Annotated in this window: 18 protein-coding genes; 8 read left to right on the top strand and 10 right to left on the bottom strand. The window is 62.8% G+C overall.

Going from position 1 to position 20,609, the window contains the following annotated elements:
• Positions 1-26: 26 nt before the first annotated feature.
• The gene (locus C5L14_RS19890) at positions 27-1,217 is read right to left on the bottom strand and encodes an aminotransferase class V-fold PLP-dependent enzyme (protein ID WP_105863811.1); all 1,191 of its coding nucleotides are present in this window, start codon (positions 1,215-1,217) and stop codon (positions 27-29) included.
• A 733-nt stretch (positions 1,218-1,950) separates the two neighbouring features.
• On the opposite strand from C5L14_RS19890, the gene C5L14_RS19885 reads away from it, so the two are divergent.
• The 3 genes from C5L14_RS19885 (at position 1,951) to C5L14_RS19875 (ending at position 5,147) form a co-directional block, all read left to right on the top strand.
• On the top strand, positions 1,951-2,784 hold the full coding sequence (locus C5L14_RS19885; RefSeq protein ID WP_105863810.1) for a response regulator transcription factor: 834 nt from the start codon (positions 1,951-1,953) through the stop codon (positions 2,782-2,784).
• A 133-nt stretch (positions 2,785-2,917) separates the two neighbouring features.
• A complete protein-coding gene (locus tag C5L14_RS19880; protein WP_105863809.1) occupies positions 2,918-3,181 on the top strand; it encodes a hypothetical protein in 264 nt (87 codons plus the stop codon).
• Between the two features lie 607 nt (positions 3,182-3,788).
• Entirely contained in the window at positions 3,789-5,147 is a 1,359-nt protein-coding gene (locus C5L14_RS19875) for a porin (protein WP_105863808.1), read from the top strand.
• Positions 5,148-5,320: 173 nt separating this feature from the next.
• On the opposite strand, the gene C5L14_RS19870 is transcribed toward C5L14_RS19875, so the two are convergent.
• The gene (locus C5L14_RS19870) at positions 5,321-5,929 is read right to left on the bottom strand and encodes a CGNR zinc finger domain-containing protein (RefSeq protein ID WP_105863807.1); all 609 of its coding nucleotides are present in this window, start codon (positions 5,927-5,929) and stop codon (positions 5,321-5,323) included.
• A gap of 82 nt (positions 5,930-6,011) precedes the next feature.
• Between C5L14_RS19870 and C5L14_RS19865 the strand changes: the two genes are divergently transcribed.
• The 5 genes from C5L14_RS19865 to C5L14_RS19845 all read left to right on the top strand — a co-directional run bounded on the left by C5L14_RS19865 (position 6,012) and on the right by C5L14_RS19845 (position 12,825).
• Positions 6,012-6,821: an alpha/beta fold hydrolase gene (locus C5L14_RS19865; RefSeq protein WP_105863806.1), complete on the top strand. Its 810-nt coding sequence runs from the start codon at positions 6,012-6,014 to the stop codon at positions 6,819-6,821.
• Between the two features lie 879 nt (positions 6,822-7,700).
• Entirely contained in the window at positions 7,701-8,912 is a 1,212-nt protein-coding gene (gene repA, locus C5L14_RS19860; protein ID WP_105863805.1) for a plasmid partitioning protein RepA, read from the top strand.
• Positions 8,913-8,991: 79 nt separating this feature from the next.
• Positions 8,992-9,984, top strand: a complete 993-nt coding sequence (repB, locus tag C5L14_RS19855; RefSeq protein WP_105863804.1) for a plasmid partitioning protein RepB — start codon at positions 8,992-8,994, stop codon at positions 9,982-9,984.
• 154 nt (positions 9,985-10,138) lie between these two features.
• Positions 10,139-11,350, top strand: a complete 1,212-nt coding sequence (gene repC / locus C5L14_RS19850) for a plasmid replication protein RepC (protein ID WP_105863803.1) — start codon at positions 10,139-10,141, stop codon at positions 11,348-11,350.
• A gap of 365 nt (positions 11,351-11,715) precedes the next feature.
• Positions 11,716-12,825: an RHE_PE00001 family protein gene (locus tag C5L14_RS19845; protein WP_342588421.1), complete on the top strand. Its 1,110-nt coding sequence runs from the start codon at positions 11,716-11,718 to the stop codon at positions 12,823-12,825.
• Positions 12,826-12,849: 24 nt separating this feature from the next.
• Here C5L14_RS19845 and C5L14_RS19840 read toward each other — a convergent pair whose 3' ends face one another.
• From C5L14_RS19840 to C5L14_RS19805, 8 genes are all read right to left on the bottom strand, one after another.
• Entirely contained in the window at positions 12,850-13,287 is a 438-nt protein-coding gene (locus C5L14_RS19840) for an acyl-CoA thioesterase (protein ID WP_105863802.1), read from the bottom strand.
• A complete protein-coding gene (locus C5L14_RS19835) occupies positions 13,280-14,005 on the bottom strand; it encodes a glutathione S-transferase family protein (RefSeq protein WP_105863801.1) in 726 nt (241 codons plus the stop codon). Before C5L14_RS19835 ends, C5L14_RS19840 begins: the two co-directional genes overlap by 8 nt.
• A gap of 47 nt (positions 14,006-14,052) precedes the next feature.
• Positions 14,053-15,012 (bottom strand): LysR family transcriptional regulator, encoded by a 960-nt coding sequence (locus C5L14_RS19830; protein WP_105863800.1) that lies wholly within the window; start codon positions 15,010-15,012, stop codon positions 14,053-14,055.
• A 136-nt stretch (positions 15,013-15,148) separates the two neighbouring features.
• Complete coding sequence (gene argE, locus C5L14_RS19825; protein WP_105863799.1) at positions 15,149-16,318, bottom strand: acetylornithine deacetylase; 1,170 nt, start codon at positions 16,316-16,318, stop codon at positions 15,149-15,151.
• Positions 16,319-16,379: 61 nt separating this feature from the next.
• A complete protein-coding gene (locus C5L14_RS19820) occupies positions 16,380-17,057 on the bottom strand; it encodes a DUF1028 domain-containing protein (RefSeq protein ID WP_105863798.1) in 678 nt (225 codons plus the stop codon).
• Between the two features lie 11 nt (positions 17,058-17,068).
• Entirely contained in the window at positions 17,069-17,488 is a 420-nt protein-coding gene (locus C5L14_RS19815) for a RidA family protein (RefSeq protein WP_210203265.1), read from the bottom strand.
• 22 nt (positions 17,489-17,510) lie between these two features.
• Entirely contained in the window at positions 17,511-18,965 is a 1,455-nt protein-coding gene (locus C5L14_RS19810; RefSeq protein WP_105863797.1) for a 4-hydroxyphenylacetate 3-hydroxylase family protein, read from the bottom strand.
• Positions 18,966-19,280: 315 nt separating this feature from the next.
• Positions 19,281-20,414, bottom strand: a complete 1,134-nt coding sequence (locus tag C5L14_RS19805; protein WP_105863796.1) for a branched-chain amino acid ABC transporter substrate-binding protein — start codon at positions 20,412-20,414, stop codon at positions 19,281-19,283.
• Positions 20,415-20,609: the final 195 nt, after the last annotated feature.

The following is a 20,609-nucleotide window of genomic DNA, read 5'->3' as shown; positions in this document are numbered from 1 at the left end:
TCGAGGGGGAGGGTTAAGGTTGCGCCTCAGGCGGCCTTGGCCAGGCTCGGCTGGGCCGACAGGCGGTAATGCTCGAGGGCCGCGCCGACGCCGGAGCCGGGCTGGATCTTCACGCCGCAATCGCGCAGCGCCATTTCGGCCGCCGAGATCGCACCGCACATCATCACATCGTTGACCCAGCCGAGATGGCCGATACGAAACACTTTGCCGGCAACCTTGTTGAGACCGACACCGAGGGAGGTCTGGTAGCCGTAATGGGCCCGGCGCACGATTTCGGCGCTATCGATGCCTTCCGGCACCAGGACCGCGCTGACCGTGTCGGAGTTCCATTTGGCCTCCTTGGCGCAGAGCTTCAGCCCCCAGGCCTCCACCGCCTTGCGCACGCCTGTGGCCAGGCGGTTATGACGCTCGAAGACAGCCTCGAGGCCTTCTTCAAACAGGAGATCGAGGGCAACCCGAAGCCCGCGCAGGAGCTGTACGGCCGGCGTATAGGGAAAATAGCCGGTGTCGTTGGCGCGGATCTGATCCTCGAAGGAGAAGTAGCAGCGCTTGTGCCCGGCCGCCTTGGCGGCTGCGAGAGCCTTCTGGCTGACCGACAGGAAGCCGAGGCCAGGCGGCAGCATGAAGCCCTTCTGCGAGCCGGAGACGGCGCAATCGACGCCCCAATCCTCCTGGCGGAAATCGATCGAGCCGATCGAGGAGACGCCGTCGGCGAAGAGCAGGGCCGGATGCCTGGCCGCGTCGAGAGCGGCGCGCACGCCGGCGACATCGCTGGTCACGCCGGTGGCCGTTTCGTTATGCGTGACGAAGACGGCCTTGATACGGTGCTCCTTGTCCTGGAGAAGCCGTTCGGCATAGATCTCGACCGGACAGCCCGTGCCCCATTCGACATCGACCACGTCGACGTCGAGGCCGAGGCGTTCGGCCATGTCGACCCATAAATGCGAAAACTGGCCAAAGCGCGCCATCAGCACGCGGTCGCCGGGGCTGAGCGTATTGGTGATCGCCGATTCCCAGGCACCCGTGCCCGAAGAGGGGAAGATGAAGACGCGGCCGGTCTCGTTGCGGAATACTTTCATCAGGTCGGCGAACAAACCGCGCGTGAAGGTCGGATAGTCGGGCGCGCGCATGTCCTCCATCGGCATGTTCATTGCCTGGCGGACGACCTCCGGAACATTGGTCGGTCCTGGAACGAAAAGCTGGGTGAAGCCGGCCATCTAAATCCTCCCGAATGTGCGGCGGGTCCTGAGCCTGCCGGTTGCTTTCGAGGCTGATGATCGGCCGAGGGGCCTTCCGCCCACAACACCTGTCGGGATAGATTCACGAGCCTGAGGGCGTTGGACGCCCCCTACACTTTAAGAGCCTGCTGCGCCCCATCGGATGGGTGAGACCCTACCCGCTCTGCTCCAGAGAGGACCTTGCCGCCCGAAGCCTCGCCCGGAAAATATCCCGATCGCCATTGCGAGAGATCGCCGAACCGATCTGCGGTGCCATTCCTGTTCATCGCGCTCTGCCTCGCTGACTTGTATCGACAGCGACAAGGCCAGCGTCGGATGTCGAAACACGGCGAATTACAAGTGTCGCGGGATATTCGCCGGGCCTCGCCTCATCTTCAGTTGGCATTATGCTACCGATACCTCTGCCGCCGCAGAAAGCCTTCGGCAAGTGCCCCGAGTAAACCAGTTGAATTCGTCCCTGGTGCCGAGGCCATCTGAAACTGCCATGATGGAGACGGCGCAGTTGGCTGCGACTGCAGGCAATCTCAGGTTCCACACGGCGCTATAATACCAACGTATAATACCGGCAGAAACAATCAGTAAAAAAAGCCGATATAGATTTGATGGCACGATAAAGAGGAAACAATCCTCGATCGAGATAGAGGGCTTGGGGGCGAGCCCGACTTTCGGACCGATCTGCCGAAGGAAGCACCAGAATGGTTTCAAGGCCCGCATGACTTTATCGCCGACAGAAATCCTCACCGGGGTTCGCGTGGATGAAGGCCGTTGCCTGCATGCCCTGCAGGCTGAACGGACCTTCAGCACCTATGGTCTCACCGAACGCGGCAGCGCTGGAAGGCGCACCAACATACCTCCGGCCGCCATCGATCTGGTCGGCGGCTGCGGCCTCCACCGCACGGCCTTGATGCGCTGCCTCATGGCCTCGGAGACGGCGCTTGCGGTGGAAGGCTTCAAGGATGTCGAGGCTTGGGCGGCCGCTTCCTTTCGTGCCACCGACGTTCTGCTCATCGTTTCGGAGCATTCCCCCAGCATCGCAGCGATCGGCCGGGACATAGGCGCGATATGCGAGGCAGCACCTGCAGCCCGCATTCTCGTGCTCGCCGACATCACCACCCAGCCCATGCTGATCGCGCTTCTCAAGCAGGGCGCAAGGGGTGTCGTCCCCTTGGAATCGACGATCGACAACGTCATCTTTGCGGCCCGCCTCGTCCGCCGGGGTGGACTGTTCACGCCCCTGCTGGCGGCGGGCCCAGGGAAAACCGACACGCCCGATCCCAAGGAGCACAAACAGCCCCTGCAGGCTCTGCTGACGCCCAGGCAGCTCGAAATCGTCCTCGAATTGCGCAAGGGCTCTTCCAACAAGGACATTGCCCGCGAACTCGGGATGAGCGAGTTCACCGTGAGAGTGCACATCCGCAACATCCTGCGCAGGCTGAAGGCTCGCAGCCGCACGGAAGTCGTGGCGAGAACGAACGCCCTGCAACTTCTGCCCGCTCGGTCGCGCGAGACGCGGGAAGCCTCCGGGGCCGTCCATCAAGCTGGCTAGAGCAAAGTGCGCGCTTTCACCGGATCGCACCTCTCTCCAATTCTTTGTTGACGCGTTTTCTCAATCGAAAACTCCGTCAGCTTGCGCAGCCAGCCCTCACGATCGACCGCCACCGTGCGGACCGGAACCGCCCATGCCCCACAAGCTCTATGCCCTGCTGCGAACACTGGAGCGGCATCACCTCTGGTTCATGATGGATCGCCTGGGTTCGGATTCCGTCACCCTGACGGTCACGGTGGAGGAAAACCGGCTGGAGATCGACATCTTCGAGGACGAACGGGTCGAATATACCTGTTACAAATCCAACCAGAAAATCGCCGCCGGAGGCAAGAACCTCGACGCTCTGATCTCAGGGCTGGCGGCCATAGGGCGGCAATGGCCGCCTGCTCCGCGATAGCGCGAGAAAGCAGCGGCACCGCCCAGGGAAGAGTGGCGGCGGACATCAAGAAAATCGGCCCGACACGATCCGCTCCCTTCGCCCCATGGATGAACGGGGCCACTTGGCATGCGCCATGGCGCCATGAGGCGCTCGGCTCGCTTCACGCGGTTTCCGCAGTCCCCGTGCCCAGTCCTCGAGCCATACCGCTCTCTGCGAACCGATCGCGCCTCCGACCCAAAGCGAAACCCGACCAGGGAGGTCAATTCCTGGCCGGGCTCCAATTGCTCAGGGTCTCGCGAACCCAGGGTGATGATAGGGAATCAGCTGCCTTCGCACCACAAGCGCGAGGTTGCATTGATGGCCGATCGAATAGATATCGCGTGTAATTATCTTTGATTACAATGCAACTACAGCGCGATTCCAATAATATAATTTCAAATAATCGGTTGTATTTTTGAGCTCGTATTTGCATTCTCATTCACGAGAACTATTAAGATTGTGGCCTTTTGGTTACACAGATGCCCAAAAAGACCATATTTCCTGAGACATAGATCGGATTCTTTTTGCGATGACTCGGGAAGTGTCGCAATCTCGCCCCCGGTAACAACCTCAAAGGGGGAGTCGCATGGCGACCAAATCTCTGCTTCTAGGAACCATTGCCGGCATCGCTGTCGTCGGCGTCGCCCAGGCCGCCGATCTGCCCATGACCAAGGGCGAGGCCGTTGAATATGTGAAGGTCTGCTCGGCCTTCGGTCCGGGCTTCTTCTACATCCCCGGCACCGATACCTGCCTGAAGATCGGCGGTGAAATCCGCGCCGATTATCGCGGCTTCGGCGGCAGCGGCAGCGGCCGCGTCGAGACGACCGTCAACGGAGGAACGCCGACGGTCACGCGCTCGAACTTCAAGTGGAGCCGCAACAACGATCGCACGGCCTTCAACACCCAGGCCCGCATCTGGTTCGATGCCCGCACCCAGACCGACTGGGGCCTGCTGCGCTCCTATTTCCAGATCAATGCCGACTCGCATCCGATTAGCCATCAGGGCCGCGGCGGCGTCTATAACGGCAACACCTTTACCATCGACAAGGCCTTCATCCAGTTCGGCGGCCTGACGGCGGGTTATGCCCATTCCTTCTTCGGCTTCTACGACAATGAATATGGCGACACGATCTGGGCGCCCTATTACGCCGAGAGCAACACCGTCAACCTGCTGGCCTATACCGCCCAGTTCGGCGGTGGCTTGAGCGCCACCCTGTCGGTGGAAGACGGCCGCGATCATCGTTCCGACGTCGCGGTGAAACAGGGCGGCCAGCAGGTCCCTGACGTGGTCGGCCAGCTGCGCTGGGATCAGAGCTGGGGCTCGGTCGCCATCCAGGCTGCAGGCCACCAGTTCCGCTCGGCCGAGGCCGTCGACGCCAATGGCGTTCCGCTCCTGGCCACCGATCCCGACTACATCCCCCACAAGCAGAAATATGGCTGGGCCGTGGGCGGCACGGGCCTGTTGAAACTGCCCTTCATCGACGGCGGACATTTCATCGTTGAAGGCCAATATGCTGACGGCGCCCTCGACTATCTCGGTGCCGGCAACAGCATCTTCAACAATTACAGCGACTATTATTTCGGCTCGAACAGCACCTTCCGCGCCGGCAAGGGCTGGTCGGTCGTCGGCGAACTCGGCGGCAATATCACGCCTGTCCTGAACGCCAACCTCGTCGCCAGCTATATCGACGTTCGCTACGATGACCTGCTCGGCTTCGCCGGCAAGAAGTCGTTCGACAAGGAATTCACGGTCGCCGCCAACCTCACCTACACGATCGTGAAGGGCCTCACCATCGGCGCCGAAGTCGCTTACACCCGGGCAGACTTCAACCTGGGTTCGAGCAGCACCACCACGGCCGACGGCGAAACCACCACCACGGTCACCAATACCAAGGCTACGCCCAATATCTGGCAGGCCGGCATTCGCATACGGCGTGTGTTCTAAGTCTCTCAGTACGACATCAAACCATGGGGGCTCGGCTTGCGCCGAGCCCTTTTAATTGGCTCATCCGCCCGGGAAACCGCAGAATCATGACGACGCAGGCCGGCGATGGGAAGCGCCGGAATGTCATTCCTTATCTTGATGACACCATATTAATAGCCGGCTACCAGTAGCGTCTAGCGGCATCGAAAGGCCTCGGCCTTGGCACGATTGCCGCAGGTGCGCATGTCGCACCAGCGGCGGCCCGCGCCCCGCCCGCGATCGATGAAGAACCAGGTGCAGCGGCTGCATTGCCTCAGACGGGAGACATCTTGGCTGCGCAGGAGCTCCTCCAAGGCCAAGGCGAGCGCGTCCAGCCAGCGCCGAGGGCTGCGGGCATCCGGCCGCCAGCGAAAACGTCCTCCCTCCCCCGCAAAGGATCCCCGCCCCATGGCATCGCGGATCGAGCGCTCCAAGCCCGCCATGGTTGGGGAAGCGCCATCGGTCTGGCCTGCAAGGCCGAGGATTGCCTCATAAACCTGTTCCCTGAACCCGTGCAGCCTCGCCAGCTCGCCATCATCGTCGAGCGCAGCATCCTGAAGAAACGAAGCGAGCTCCTGGCCCGTCAGCAGGCCCGCACCGCGAGCCCATCCGCGCATCGCATCCCAGCGGCCGATCTTGTCGTCCAGGCGGGTCTTGCCGGTGTCCGCAACGGTGTTGACGAAATCAAGCACGGGGTGGCCACCGACATAATCGGCCTCGCTCCACCCTTCGGCAAATCGGCTCAGAGACTCGGAAATAACCATTAATTTGAATTTAGAGGTTGCACGCTCAAAAATCCAGCCTAACCTATAATTTCAATAAAGGGGTTATCCCGGGAGAAGCGCCATGCTGGAACTCACCAACCGTTTCACCTTTGAAGGCAGCCGCATCGCATGGGGCGTGCTGGGCGACGGCCCTGCCCTGGTGCTGGTGCATGGCACCCCCTTCTCGTCACAGATCTGGCGCCGCATCGCGCCCTGGCTTGCCCGCAGGCGGCGGGTGTTTTTCTACGATCTGCTCGGTTATGGCCAATCCGACATGCCGGACAGCGATGTTTCGCTCGGCATGCAGAACCGGCTTCTCGGGGCCATGCTGCGCGAATGGGGCCTCGAGCGACCGCAAATCCTCGCTCATGATTTTGGCGGCGCGACCGCCTTGCGGGCTCATTTCCTCGACGATGTCGCCTTTTCCCGTCTGACCCTGGTCGATCCCGTCGCGATCGCTCCGCAGGGATCTCCCTTTGTCAGGCATGTCGGCCATCATGAAGCCGCCTTTGCGGAACTGCCAGCCTATGCCCACCGCGCCCTCGTCTCGGCCTATATCGGCAACGCCGCCGCGCAGCCTCTCAGCGAAGAGGCGCTGTCGATCTATCGGGATCCCTGGCTGGGCGACATCGGCCAGAGGGCCTTCTATCGCCAGATCGCGCAGATGAGCCAGCGCTATATCGAGGAAGTCGAGGCTCGCTATCGGCGCCCGGACTTTCCCACGCGCATCGTCTGGGGAGAGGACGACGCCTGGATCCCCATCGCCCAGGGCCGCAAGCTCGCCGACCGCCTCACCGATGGCGCCCTCATCCGCGTGCCCCGGGCTGGCCACCTGGTTCAGGAGGACGCACCGGAGGCCATCGTCGCCGCCGTCCTGGACGACCCTGCCTGAGCCGAGCCGGTTCTCATGATGGTGCAGGGTTCGCAAGCAGGCGAAGCCTGCCGCTCCTGCGGGAACACGTGACGACAGCGGGAGCGGCCGTCAGGAGAGGCATCCGCCCTCGACGCCGTTCCGTTCAACCGCCGGTCCCCTCCCCTGCGCACCCATCCAGAATCCCGGGTGGTCGGAATGCGAGTCCGGCGCGTTGACCTAGGCCCTCCTGGCGGGGCTGGCAGACATCCCACCATGACAGCAGCGATTCGCCTTGGGTGGATTTGCGTGTCGACTGCGGATGGCAATGCTGCAGAAAGGCCTTTGCCGGCGAGAAAGAAAGATGTCGACCGGAGGTCGACACTCCGTCTCTCCCCTTCCCCGGGGGGTCGCGTTGCAGCGGCCGGCCCGCGCCGCTCTTGGCGCCTTGGAAAGAACCGCTTGCCGGTATAGTGACCGTCGCCGAGCACTCCCAGTCGGTTGTCATCCGCGCCGGCTGCGAGAGAGGCCGGATCACCCTTCCCGCCATTGCCAGCCGGTGTCCGAAACGTCTTCGGTCACCGCAAGCACTGCGCGATCCCCTGGTTTCGAGATACTGCTCGGCGAGGATAGAATCTGCGGGAATCAGACTTCGATTCCCGTCAATAGACAACGACGCAAATCTTTTATTTTTCTTCCCTGCTTTCGCTACCGTTTTGACAGCCGTGCAAACCGCGAAAAACGGGCGATAATACAAAAAGATAGAATCGAAACGGGCCGCCCTGAAAGTGATTCGAGACACTATTTCGGCGTTAACCTTTCATTAACCTAAAATTCATTGCCGCTCCGCGAGAATCGGGCATAATTCCCGCTTGAAATGTTGTTTCATGCGAAAAAGCGTTATTCCGAGAATCGTCGTCGATGAACATGTCGATCTCCAACCAGGACCTGGAGGCATTCAGCTTTCACGAGACCATCCTCCAGCAGGGGGAATTGATCTCGGACAAGCTCAACATGCTCAGGGTCGAACATTATCCGCCGAACGCGATGAAGAGCCTGCGCTCCTTCTCGCTGGCGGAAGTCGCCTATTTCCTCGGCGTCACCCAGTCCAACGTCAAGAAACTCCATCTGGAAGGCAAGGGCCCGATCCCGACGACCTCCAGTTCGGGGCGGCGCAGCTATACGGCAGAGCAGATGCTGGAACTTCGGCAATATCTCGACCGGCATGGCCGCGCGGACTTCAAGAAATATGTTCCGCATCGCCGCGCGGGCGAAAAGCTCCAGATCCTCTCGGTGGTGAACTTCAAGGGCGGCAGCGGCAAGACCACGACCGCCGCCCATCTTGCCCAGCACCTCGCCCTCACCGGCCACCGGGTGCTGGCCATCGATCTCGATCCACAGGCCTCGCTTTCGGCATTGCACGGCATCCAGCCCGAGCTCGACAAGAACCTCTCGCTCTATGAAGCCCTGCGCTATGACGACCAGAGGAAGCCGATCAGTGAGGTGATCCGGCCGACCAATTTTCCCGGCCTCGACATCGTGCCGGCCAATCTGGAATTGCAGGAATACGAGTACGACACGCCGCTGGCTGCCTCCAACCGGGCTTCGCCGGACGGGCGGCTATTCTTCACGCGCATCACCAACGCGCTGAAGGAGGTCGAGGATCGTTATGACGTCGTGGTGATCGATTGCCCCCCGCAGCTCGGCTATCTCACCCTGACCGCGCTGACGGCGTCGACCTCGGTCCTGATCACCATTCACCCCCAGATGCTCGACGTCATGTCGATGAGCCAGTTTCTGCTCATGCTGGGCGGTGTCCTGCGCTCGATCAGCAAGGCCGGGGCGGAAGTGCGCCTGCAATGGTTCCGATATCTGGTTACCCGCTTCGAACCGATCGACGGGCCCCAGACCCAGATGGTCGGCTTCATGCAGGCGCTGTTCCCTCACCAGATGCTCAAAAATCCGATGCTGAAATCCACTGCGATTTCGGACGCCGGCATCACCAACCAGACCCTGTACGAAGTCGATCGCTCCCAGTTCATCCGATCGACCTATGACCGTGCGATCGAGGCCCTCAATGCCGTGAACGAGGAGATCACCGCTTTGGTCCACAAGGCGTGGGGGCGGCGATGAGACCGATTTTTGACAGCCGTGCAGATCGGCAAAAAAACGCATTCTTTCAATATGTTGAACGAGAGCAGGGGAGGGCGCTTTGGCACGCAAGAATCTTCTAGCGAGCATTACCGGCCCCGCTGCGGACCGGACGCTGCATGAAACGCGCTCGGACTATGCCACGCGTGGTGCATCGCGCTCGATGATGCTGTCGATCGAGGAATTGGCCGAGAGCGCCAAGCGCCTCACCGAGGGCGAGACCATTGTCGCGCTCGATCCGGAGCTTCTCGACGCCTCCTTCGTCTCCGACCGCATCGAGGACGACGAGGAGGAATTTGCCCTGTTCCGCCAGGGGATCGAGAAAGACGGGCAGCTTCAGCCCATTCTCGTCCGCCCTCATCCGGAGGGTAACGGGCGCTATATGATCGTCTTCGGTCACCGGCGGGCGCGCGCGGCCCGTGAGCTCGGCATCCGGGTGCGTGCCGTGGTGAAGAATGTCGAGGAAATCGCCCATATCATCGCGCAAGGCCAGGAAAACACCCGCAGGGCGGATCTGTCCTTCATCGAGAAATCGCTGTTTGCCGCCAAACTGCTCGCGATGGGACAGAGCAAAGAGACGATCAAATCGGCCCTCACGGTCGATGACACGCTGCTGTCGCGCATGCTGTCGGTCGTCGAAATTGTGCCCGCCTCGGTCATCGAGGCGATCGGTGCTGCCAAGACGATTGGCCGCGACCGCTGGGAGGAACTCAAAAAACTCCTTCTACGGCCCGGCGCAGCCAGCCAGGCGGAGGAGCTTCTCGCCACGGAAGACTTTCGCCGTCTGGACACGCCAGCCCGCTTCAACCAGTTGCTGACGCATCTCCAGCGCGCGCGCAAGCCGGTCCGAACGGCCTCGGCGCCGCAATCGGCCGGCAACTGGGCTGCGCAGGACAAGCGCGTGGCCGCCAGCTACCGAAACACCGGAAAGTCCTTCAGCCTGTCGCTCAAATCGAAGGATGCGGGCGAATTCGGCCACTACCTTTCGTCCAACCTGGGGGCACTTTACGAAGCCTTCAGGGAAGCGAAACAACGCAACCAAACAGGAGATTAACCCCGCAAAAGAAAAAAGCCCCCGAGCGTCGCCGCGCGGAAGCCTTTTCTGTCGTAAGCAAACAGAGAATCTCATTTCCGCGAATCACTGTCAAGCGTTTCAGGCGTCGTATTTCGACGAGCGGATTTCTTTTGCCTGGATAAGGTGAAAGAGAGTGCAAATTCATCATGCAACGTCGCCCTTTGGGCGGCGAACGCTGACGCTTGCCCAGATAGCAAGCCAGGCGATCGCCAAGACGCGCCCAACCACGCGCGCGCTTCCGAAATGGGAGATCTATCAGGCTCTATGCACGGCACGGATGCGGCTCGGTATTTCCGAGCGCGCCTTGGCCGTACTCAATGCGCTGCTGACCTTCCATCCGGAGACCACGCTCTCGGGCGAAGCCATCATCGTCTTTCCGTCCAACGAGCAGCTCAGCCGCCGCGCCCACGGCATGCCAGCCTCCACGCTGCGGCGCCATCTCGCCGTGCTTGTCGACGCGGGCCTGATCATCCGGCGCGACAGCCCCAACGGCAAGCGCTATGCCCGCCGCGGCCGTAGCGGCGGCATCGAACTCGCCTATGGGTTCGATCTGGCACCATTGCTTGCCCGCGCCGACGAGTTTCTGCGTCTCGCCGCCGAAGTCGAGGAAGCCGCCCGCTCGCTCAAGCTCGCCCGCGAGCGCATTACCATCTGCCGGCGCGACATCTCCAAAATGATTGCCGCCGCGCAACGCGAACTGATGGACGAAAGTCCCGACGAAGGCCAGATCTGGCTCGACCTGCAGACCCTCTATCGCAATCTCATCGAAACCATGCCACGCCGCGGCACCCTCGAACAGCTCGAGACCTTGGCGGACCAGCTCTCGACGCTCGCCGACGACATTCTCAACCGATTGGAATTACAGGTCAAAACTGCAAAACTGAGCACCATTGAGTCCAGCAATGAGCGCCACATACAGAAATCAGATCCAGAATCCCTTCTTGATTCTGTACCGGTAACCCAGGCTGAGCATGCGGCAAAACCAGCACCGGCAAGCCGAACAGCGCTAATCCAGGGCAGCTACACGCTCGGCATGGTCCTGCGGGCCTGCCCCGATATTCTCGATTATACCCGCAACGGCATCGGCAATTGGCGTGATTTCCTCGGCGCCACGAGCCTTGCCCGCTCCATCCTGCGTATCAGTCCGAGCGCCTGGGAGGAGGCGCAGACCGTGATGGGCGAAACACAGGCCGCCGTGGCTGTCGCCTGCATCGTGCAGAGAGCCGCCAACATCAATTCCGCCGGCGGTTATCTGCGCAGCCTCACCCGCAAGGCCGAGGCAGGGCAATTGTCGCTCGGCCCCATTTTGATGGCGCAAATCCATGCCCGCGAGCCTCAACTCTAACGAAACTGACGGCCGCCATGGCCAGGACGAAACGATGATGATGTCTTTTGCAAAAAAAAACGGCCGGAAAACCGGCCGCTGCTTGGATAGGCATCCAAGAAGTTTCTCTTGGGAGGAAACCCCGGGAACCCATCGACCCACCGGGGAAGAATGGGGACGTGCTCCCGACGAGAGGGATATGGCGAGAGACAGCTTCCGGTTCAAGGTCGTGCGGCGTTAAATATCGGCAAGGTTCGAACTGGCAGCCCATTTGCGAGAGACTGATGCCGAAAAGTGCCCTTCTCGATGTGGCGGAAGCTAAATCTATGTTAGGTTCCGTTATTTGATTTTTCATTAGGGTTATCAGGCCTTTGAAAATAGCCGGTTTGGAGCTCGAAAAGCTGCCCTGGAGCGAAATCGCGGTCCCGCTCGCTACCGCGGAAGATGGACTTGCGCGGCTCGACGAGAGATTGCGTACGAGCCCGATCCGGGAAGGCTGGATCGCGCGCACCCATTTCTACGATGCCGCCGGCAGCCTCTGGCTCGACGGCGAACTGGTTCATCTGGAGGATCTCGTGCTCCACGATGCAGCCATGGATGCACGCACACCGACCCACGAGCTCACCCGCGCCCATGCCGTCCTGCGAGCGCGGCGACGCATCGCCGCTGCTCCGCCGGATTGGGCTCTCTCCCAGGACGGATTGGCGGGACTGCTCGGCAGGGAACCTCCCGTGCAGAGCGGATCGCTTCCTATCTCTCGGGAAGCCGATGACTTCAAAAGCCACGGAAAGGACAGGGCGTCCGCCCAACGCGATGAGACGGAGGACGACCAAGCCTGGGCCGCCGAACTCGCCGCAATCGATGCCGTCGTCTCGCGCTCATCCGCCGTGCTGGCCGGAGAAGTCGCCTCTTCGCCCAATCGCAAGCCGGACATTTATGATGCCGACTGGGACGAGGAGGCACGACTCGAGGAATGGCGCGAAGACGTCAAGCGTCTGGACGGCTTGCCGCCGGTGCTGGCTGCGGCGGCGGCGATCCTGGCCTGGGAAACCATCGAGCCCCTTCAATATACCGCCTGGCTTGGGCGCGTACTGGGAGCGGCCGTCCTGCGGGCACGCGACAAGGCACGCTTTCATCTGCCCTGTCTATGCGTGGGCCTGCGAGCTTTGCCGCGGGAGACACGATTTGCCCGTGGTGACGGACCTCGGCTGCTGGCCTTCATCCAGGCCATCGCGGCCGCAGCAGAGCAGGGCCTGAAAGATCACGACCGCTGGATACTGGCTCGGCACCAGCTCGAACGCCATTTGGCCGGCCGCCGCTCCACCTCCAAATTGCCGGCCCTGATCGAGCTGATGCTGACGACCCCTCTCGCCTCGGCTCAGCTCATCGCCAAGCGGCTCGACATCACACCGCGGGCGGCGCAGGATCTCGTAACGGAACTGGGGGTGAGGGAGATTACCGGGCGGGGCCGCTACCGGGCCTGGGCGATCATCTGAGCGGACAGGTGACGTCTGCCGTCCTTACACCGGTTGAGGGCGGCGGGCGCTCAGCTCCTGCAGGCGTTTGACGGCCCTTTCGGAAAGGGCACGGGAGCGGCGCGTGCTGTTGTCGACGAGCACCACGACACTCTGTCCCTGCGCAACACAGGCCCCATTCTGGAACACGGCCTGATCGAGCGTGATCGAACTGCGGCCGAAGGCGTTGACCCTCGTGCCGATCTCCACCGTTCCGGGCCAAAGCACCTCGGCGCGAAAATCGATGACGACACGCGCAAGCACGAAGGAACTGCCGGCCTCCGCGATGGGGGAGGCGAGATCGTGGAGGAGCTCGACCCGGCCGGTCTCCAGGAAAGTCGCAAAGACCGCATTGTTCACATGGCCTTGCCGGTCCGTATCGCCATAGCGCAGCTTGTCGGTGGTCACGAATTCGTAGTCCGCCGGCACGGGCAGGTCAGGCATCGGGCAACTCCGGAACGGCCTTGTGGTGGGGAGCCTGGCGCGCAAGGCCGTCGAAGAGGTCGAGCAGGCGCTCGCGCCAGGCATGGACGGTATCGTCGGTCGCCAGGAGCGCGACATTGCTGGTGCAGCGGGCCCACATGAACATGCCGAAGACGCAGTAATCGGCGTAATTGGGCTGCTGGCCCCCGAGGAAGGCCTGCCCGCCCAGCAGATGGCGCAGCGGCGTGAGCGTGTGACGCAGCCTGTCGAGATGGACCTGCTGGTCCTGCACGACCTGTTCCAACGTGTTGCCATAGCGCTGTTCGCGGGTCGCGCGGAAATAGTCCCGATCCTTCTCGTCGAGGATATTGTGGATGTCGAGCAGGATCAGGCGGGCAATGGCGGGCAGCAGGGTCGTATCGGCCCAGCTGTTGACGAAACGCGCCACGGCTGCGGCTTGCGGCGCGCCGAAGAGGGGAGGGCGGTCAGCAAAGCGTTCTTCCAGGTGAAGCGCGATGCGCCAGGAGTCGGAAACGACGTGGGCTCCGTCGATGAGGACGGGCACCAGTCCCTGGCCCGAGAAGGCGATGGCCTCCTTGTCGGTGAAACGCCATGGCCTGCGGTCGGCCTGAAGTCCCTTGTGGGCCAGAGCCATCCGGATCTTCCAGCAATGCGGGCTGAAGCGAAGCTGCGGGTCGGATCCGGCGAGTTCGTAAAGAATAAGTCTTGGCTCGTTCATGCCGCCTCCCATGCACAAGTGGCATCCGGGTGGAGAATCAGAGTCGATCACACCTCATCGGCTATAACATGACGGGGACTTGAATCAGTTCCCCGCATGCCCGGAATATGATCGATCGTGATGACCTCGCGGCAATGAGCCTCGAAGGCGTCGACGATGCGGGGGCGTCGTATGTCCTTCAGGCAGGCCAGCCCCATCACCATCGGGGAGATATTGCCTTCGAGTTCGACATAGGCGAGGGGGCGGCCGTTTTCCGCTATCATATTCACCGGCCTCACTGTGAGCATGGAAAAGCCGAGCCCCGCACCGACATAGGAACGCAAGGTCGAGGGGCTGGCCGTTTCGGCGACGATTCGCGGCGTGATGCTGCGCTGCTCGAACATGGACAGGAAATATTGGCGGCTGAGCGGCAGGTCGAGCAGGATGAAGGGTTCGTCCGCCAATTCCTCCAGGCGGACGCTCGATCTGGCGGCAAAAGGATGGCTCGCCGCCAGCAGCACATAGGACGGCATCTCCACCAGCGGCTGGAAGCTCATGTCCGGCGTGAGATTGAGCTGATAGGTCAGGGCGATGTCGATCCGCGCCGAGCGCAGGCCTTCCAGGAGTTCGGCTTCGCTGCCTTCGGTCACCACCATCTGGGCGTCAGGATATTTGGAGACGAAACCGCGCCAGAGCTCCGGCATGATCACGGAGGAGAAGGTCGTGAACGAGCCGACATTGATCGGACCCGAGACGATGGAGCCAGCGGCATTGGCGACATCATAGAGTTCATAGGCGGCGCGCAGGGATTCCTTGGCAGCCCTCAGCAGGCGCTTGCCCGCCGTGGTCAGCGACAGGCCCTGGGCGTGCTGGCGCACGAAAATCTGCACGCCCAGCTCGGTTTCCAGATGCGAGATCGCCGCTGAGACCGAGGGCTGGGAGATGTTCACGAGCTCGGCCGCCCGGGTGACGCTGCCGGTCTCGCCGGCGGCGACGAAATAGCTCAATTGTCGCAAGGTAAAACGCATGGGTTGCTCCTCACGCGGCCGGGCACGGATTGTGGGATCAACGCTGCGGCCCTGGATGGCGGATGTTACCGTCGGACAAAATTCCCTGTTCGATGCTGTACGTCAAAGCGGCAACTGGCCGCTCGGCGGGAAGCCGTCAGAGCCCGACGGCAAGGCGGTCGACCAGCGCGGCAAGCATGGCGTCGCAGCGCCCGAGCTGGCCGGCGTCGATATATTCGTCGGGCTTGTGGCCCTGCGCCATGAAGCCGGGACCGCAGACCGCCGTCGCCAGGCCGAGCCTGTCCTGGAACAGGCCGCCCTCCGTACCGAAAGCCACCTTGAAGGTCGGCTCCCGGCTCTGCGTGATCAGGCGCAGCAGCGCCACCACCGGCGAATCGGCAGGCGTTTCCAGGCCCGGATAGGCATTGACCTCATCGATCGCGATGGCCGCCTCCGGAAAGGCCGGACGCAGGGGCGCGACGATCGCCTCGGCATCCTCCTTCAGGCCGGCGACGATGGCCTCGGGATCATCGCCGACGATGTTGCGGATCTCGAATTCGATCTCGCAGCATTCCGGCACGATGTTGAGGGCCTGGCCGCCGCTCATCCGCCCGGCATGGAGGGTGGTATAGGGAATCTCGTATTGGTCGTCACGCCGGCCGGTTTCAGCGAGGAGGCGCTGGCGCTCGCGCAGCCTGCCGAGGAAATCCGCCCCCAGATGCAGAGCGTTGAGCGCGAGCGGCGCCAGCGCGGAATGGCCGGAACGGCCCGTACAGCAGGCCCGCAGCGCCACCTTGCCCTTGTGCCCGGTGGCGATCCGCATGCCGGTCGGCTCGCCGACGATGCACAAGGCGGGGCGGACCTTGCCGGTCTCCAGCCGGTCGATCAGGCTGCGCACGCCGACGCAGCCGATTTCCTCGTCATAGGACAAGGCGAGATGAAGCGGGGTCTTCAGCTCCTGCCTTGCCGCCCGCAAGGCCGTCGCCAGGGCCGATGCCAAGAAACCCTTCATGTCGGTGGTGCCGCGGCCGTAATAGCGGCCATCCCGTTCGCTAAGGGCGAACGGATCCCTGCTCCAGGCCTGGCCCTCGACCGGAACGACATCGGTATGGCCGGAGAGCACGACACCGCCATCCGTGGCGGGCCCGACGGTCGCGAACAGATTGGCGCGCGTGCCATCCGGGCTCTCGGCCAGATCCCAGCCGATGCCGGCGCCGTCGAGCAGGCCGGTGACATAGCCGATCAGCTCGCGGTTCGATTGCCGGCTGATGGTCGCAAAACCGATCAGGCGCTCGAGAATGTCCAGGGTCGTCGGTTCGGTTGCCATGCTGTCATCGCCACATGAAGGAGCCCGATCCTTTGGACCGGGCCCCGATTGTCATGACCGATTAGAGATCGCCCGGTACGCCATAGCTCGGCGCCTTGCTCGGGTCGAGGGCTCGCGAGACATAGGCTTCCATCTCGCCCTTCCAGCGCTGCCAGAGCCGGTCGAGGTCCTCGATCGGGTCGCCTTCGCTCCAGTCGACCCTGAGGTCCGCGACCGGCCAGGCGACGTCCCGCACCAGCAGCATGCCGATGGAATGGACGGGGCCTTCCTCGCCCCCGGCCTTCACCGCGGCGCGCATGGCGCCGATCAGGCGGTCGCCCAGCGATTGTGCCGCCGCTGCCTCGAAGGCCGCGACCATGGCGACCGGGACCTCCGGCGACGACAGGAGGTTGCCGGCCGCGACCACGCCGGCGCCCTCGACCACCCGATGGGTGCCGAGCGTCCGGCTGCCCGAGAAGGAGGCGGTGCGGCCTTCACTGTCGACCAGGGCGAGCTGGCGGAATTCGAGATGCGGCGCCTCGGCCTTGAGCCGTTCGAGGGCCTCCGGCGCCGACAGTCCCCCCGCCATCAGATCGAGGCCCTTCGGCCCGAGCCGGGGATCGGTGATGTTCTGCGTGGCGACGACGCCGACACCGGCCCGCGCATGGGCGCAGCGGGCGGCCACGCAGGGCGAGGAGGAGGACACGGCGATGCCGAACATGCCGGTCCGGGCGCAGCGCGCCGAGATCGAGAAGGTCATCGGGCTCTCCCTCAGGCCGCGTCGGGGATGACGGCCGTCACCTCGATCTCGACCACCCATTCAGGCCGGGCCAAGGCCGGCACCACCAGGCCGGTAGAGCAGGGATGGACACCCTTGAACCACTCGCCCATCTCCAGATAGACCGCCTCGCGGTAGCGGATATCGGTCAGATACACCACGATGCGGCAGATATGGGCCATTTCGCTGCCGGCTTCCTCCAGCAGCATCTTGATGTTCTCCAGGGCCTTGCGGGCCTGGGCGCGGGGATCGCCGACATGCAGGCTCTCGCGGGTGTCGAGGTCCTGGGAGACCTGGCCGCGCAGGAACACCATGGTGCCGCGGGCGACCACGCCCTGGCTGAGATCGGTGTTGAGCTTCTGCTCGGGATAGGTGTCCTTGGTATTGAAGGGGCGAAGACGCTTGTGGATCATGATTGGTACTCCGGGTGCCGAATTAGCGCTGGGCGGTGAGGATGCGGTCCGACAGGCCGGCGGATTTCTTGGTGAAGCGCAGGGCGTCATTCCAGTCGAAATTGCGGTAGACGGCGCCGAGATGGGCGAAGGGCGGCGACTGGGCGAAGAGCTGGAAGGTCAGCCGGTGGCCGGCATAGTCGGAATTGAGCAGGTCACGGGCAAAGGCGAGCAGCTTGCGCCGGTCGTTGCTGTCCCAGTTCTCGTTGAGCGTGTAGTATTTCTTCAGCCAGATGCCGGCTTCCTCGTCGGCGAAGCTGGCGGCGTCGGGCGTGACGCAGATCTGGCCGCCGCAGAGTTCGCGGGCGATATGCATCATGTGATGGAGCTGCGAGCAGGCATGCACGCGCCCCGTCATCAGCAGGGACTGGTTGGGCATCAGGAGGCCGCCCGGGCTCTTTTCGGCATTGGTGATCGAAGCAGTCAGATGCGCATTGATCCCCTCGCGGTAGCAGGCGAGCGTCGCCAGTTTCTCCTGCACGGCCTGCTGGTTTTCCAGACCCGTCTGGCGCACATTCCATAGCGCCGCGCCGATCAGCATGTCGGCGAGCTTGAGATTGCGCTGCACGAAGGCGAAGGCCGAATAGCGGTGCAGCGTGGCACGGATGAAGGCGGCGGCCTTGGTGTGCTGATAGAACAGCACATTCTCCCAGGGGATCAGCACGTCGTCATAGATGACCAGGCAGTCGACTTCGTCGAAGCGATTGGCGAGCGGATAGTCCTCGGCCGGGGCGCGGCCGGCAAAGCCGGTGCGGGCGATGAAGCGCAGATTCGGCGAGGAGAAGTCGCACACGAAGCCGACGGCATAGTCGGACAGTTCCGAATTGCCCCAATTGGCGATGGTCGGCTTGGTGAAGGCCTGGTTGGCATAGGCCGCGGCGGTCTCGTATTTGGCCCCGCGCACCACGATGCCGGCATCGGTCTCCTTGACGACGTGCAAGAGCATGTCGGGATCCTGGTCCTGCGGCCGCTTGGAGCGATCGCCCTTCGGGTCGGTGTTGGCCGAAACATGGAAGGGATCGCGGTCGACGACACGCTGGATGTGGTTGCGGATGTTGACGGAGAAGCGTGGGTCGACCTCGTTGAGGATGTCCTGCCCGTCATAAAGCGACCACATCTCGCCGGCCGTCTCGTCGCCAACGCGGGTAACGACGCCGCCGACATCCTCCAGGATGGTGTCGGTGGCCAGGCGCTTGGCGTGCCAGTCGTCCCGGCTGTGGGGCAGCTTGAGTCCGACGGAATAGCGCTCGCCATTTTCCTCATAGCTGAGGATGTCGCGGGTGGCGTCCTCATGCGCGAGGTCGTAGATGCGCGCGCGGATGTCGACCAGCGGCTTGAATTGGGGGTGGACGGTGACGTCCTTGACGCGCTCGCCATTGATCCAGATGCGCCGGCCGTCCCGGATCGAATCCCTGTATTGCTGCCCCGTTCTGAGCATCGTCTTTCCTTCGAAGTTTTCAGCGACATGAAGGCATGTCGCGAGCTGTGCGGCGGGTGAGGCCCGCTTTGTGTGTGCGCTAGATCTCGGGCGCCTGGTTGAAGGCGCAGACCGTTGGCAAATAAGCGCTGTTGTCATCCCCGGCTGAGCCGCTCTTGAGCGAAGCGGGAGAGGGCGAAGGCATCGTCACAAGCTTCGCTTGTGACTGGGGATCCAGGAGTTAAGGCCTCAATCTTTGGCCCTGGATCCCCTTCCCTCGCTGTGCTCGCCGGGGATGACAGCCTCGGAGTGATTCACTTATTCGTCGTCATTCGGTCAGTTCGTCTTGGTGGTCCAGGCACCGTCCTTGACGACCTTGATCTCGATCTCGACCGGGATCTGGGTCTGGCCGTGATCGTCGAAGGTCGTCGTACCCAGCACGCCATCATGCTTGATCGAGCGGATGGCCTGGGCGAGCTTGGCCTTGTCCTCGATGCCGTTGTCGGCGATCACCTTCAAAAGGATCTGCGTCGCCTCATAGGCATATTTGGTGTAGGGGCTGGGCGCCTCGGCATAGTTCTGGGCCTTGTAGTCGGCCTCCATCTTGGTCAGAGCCGGGTTGGACTGGGAGGCCGGATAGCTCACCATGGTGCCCTCGGCGGCCTTGCCCGCCACCGAGATGAATTCCGGATCGTAGAAGCCGGAGATGCCGATCATCGGCATGGTCAGACCGAGCTCGGCCATCTGCTTGCGCAGGATGCCGGCCTCGGTGATGACGCCGCCGAAATAGATCGCGTCGGGCGCTTCGCCCTTGATGCGGGTCAGGATGGTGCGAAAATCGGTGGTGCCCACGGGGAGCAGGTCGGTCGAGGAGGTCTGGCCGCCGGCCTCGCCGAAGAATTTCTTGAAGACGTCGGCGTTGGAGACGCCGTAGTCCGAGGTGTCGGCGACGATGGCGATCTTCTTGGCGCCCAGCGTCTTGAAGGCCCAGCCGGCCAGAGGCTGGTTCTCGGCCACCAGGGTCGGCGTGACGCGGGTGATCTCGGGCAGGTTCTGCTCGGTGATCTTCGGGCCGATGGCGCCCCAGACGATCATCGGCATCTCGAAGCGATGAAAGACGGGAATGGTGGCGAGCGCCACCGGGCTGTTCCAATGACCCGTCGCGGCCACCACGGCTGAATCATTAGCCAGCTTCATGGCTGCGGAGACGCCGGTCTGCGGGTCGGAGGCGTCATCGAGCGCCACGCCCTCGATCGTATAGGGATAATTGCCCTCATTGGCCTGCTTGATCGCGAGCAGGAAGCCGTTGCGGGCGCCCAGGCCCTGGGGGGCGTTGCCGCCGCTGAGCGGGCCGAGGAAGCCGAGCTTGATGGTGTCCTTGGCCAAGGCCAGAGTCGGCAGCGAGGCCATGGCGGTCGCCAGCAGCACACTGCCGAGGAGGCGGCGCCGGCGTGCGTTGAAGATGGTCATGTCTATTCCCTTGCTCGATGGTGCGCCGGACCACGGCAGGATGTCTGGACTTGTCTTCTTGTTTGGGAGCCCGTGGCCGGTCGGCTTGTCCGAAGACGAGAGCAAGGGTGCGAAGTTTTTGTGGAGGCGAGAAGTCGCAATTTTTGAAGCACTGCCTCAGAAATGCCTAAGCAGCGCCGGCTTTCATCGCTGCCC

Source organism: Labrys okinawensis (genome assembly GCF_002982075.1).
GTDB lineage: Bacteria > Pseudomonadota > Alphaproteobacteria > Rhizobiales > Labraceae > Labrys > Labrys okinawensis_A.
The sequence above is the reverse complement of the archived record's forward strand: the minus strand, read 5'-3'. Positions and strand labels throughout refer to the sequence as shown.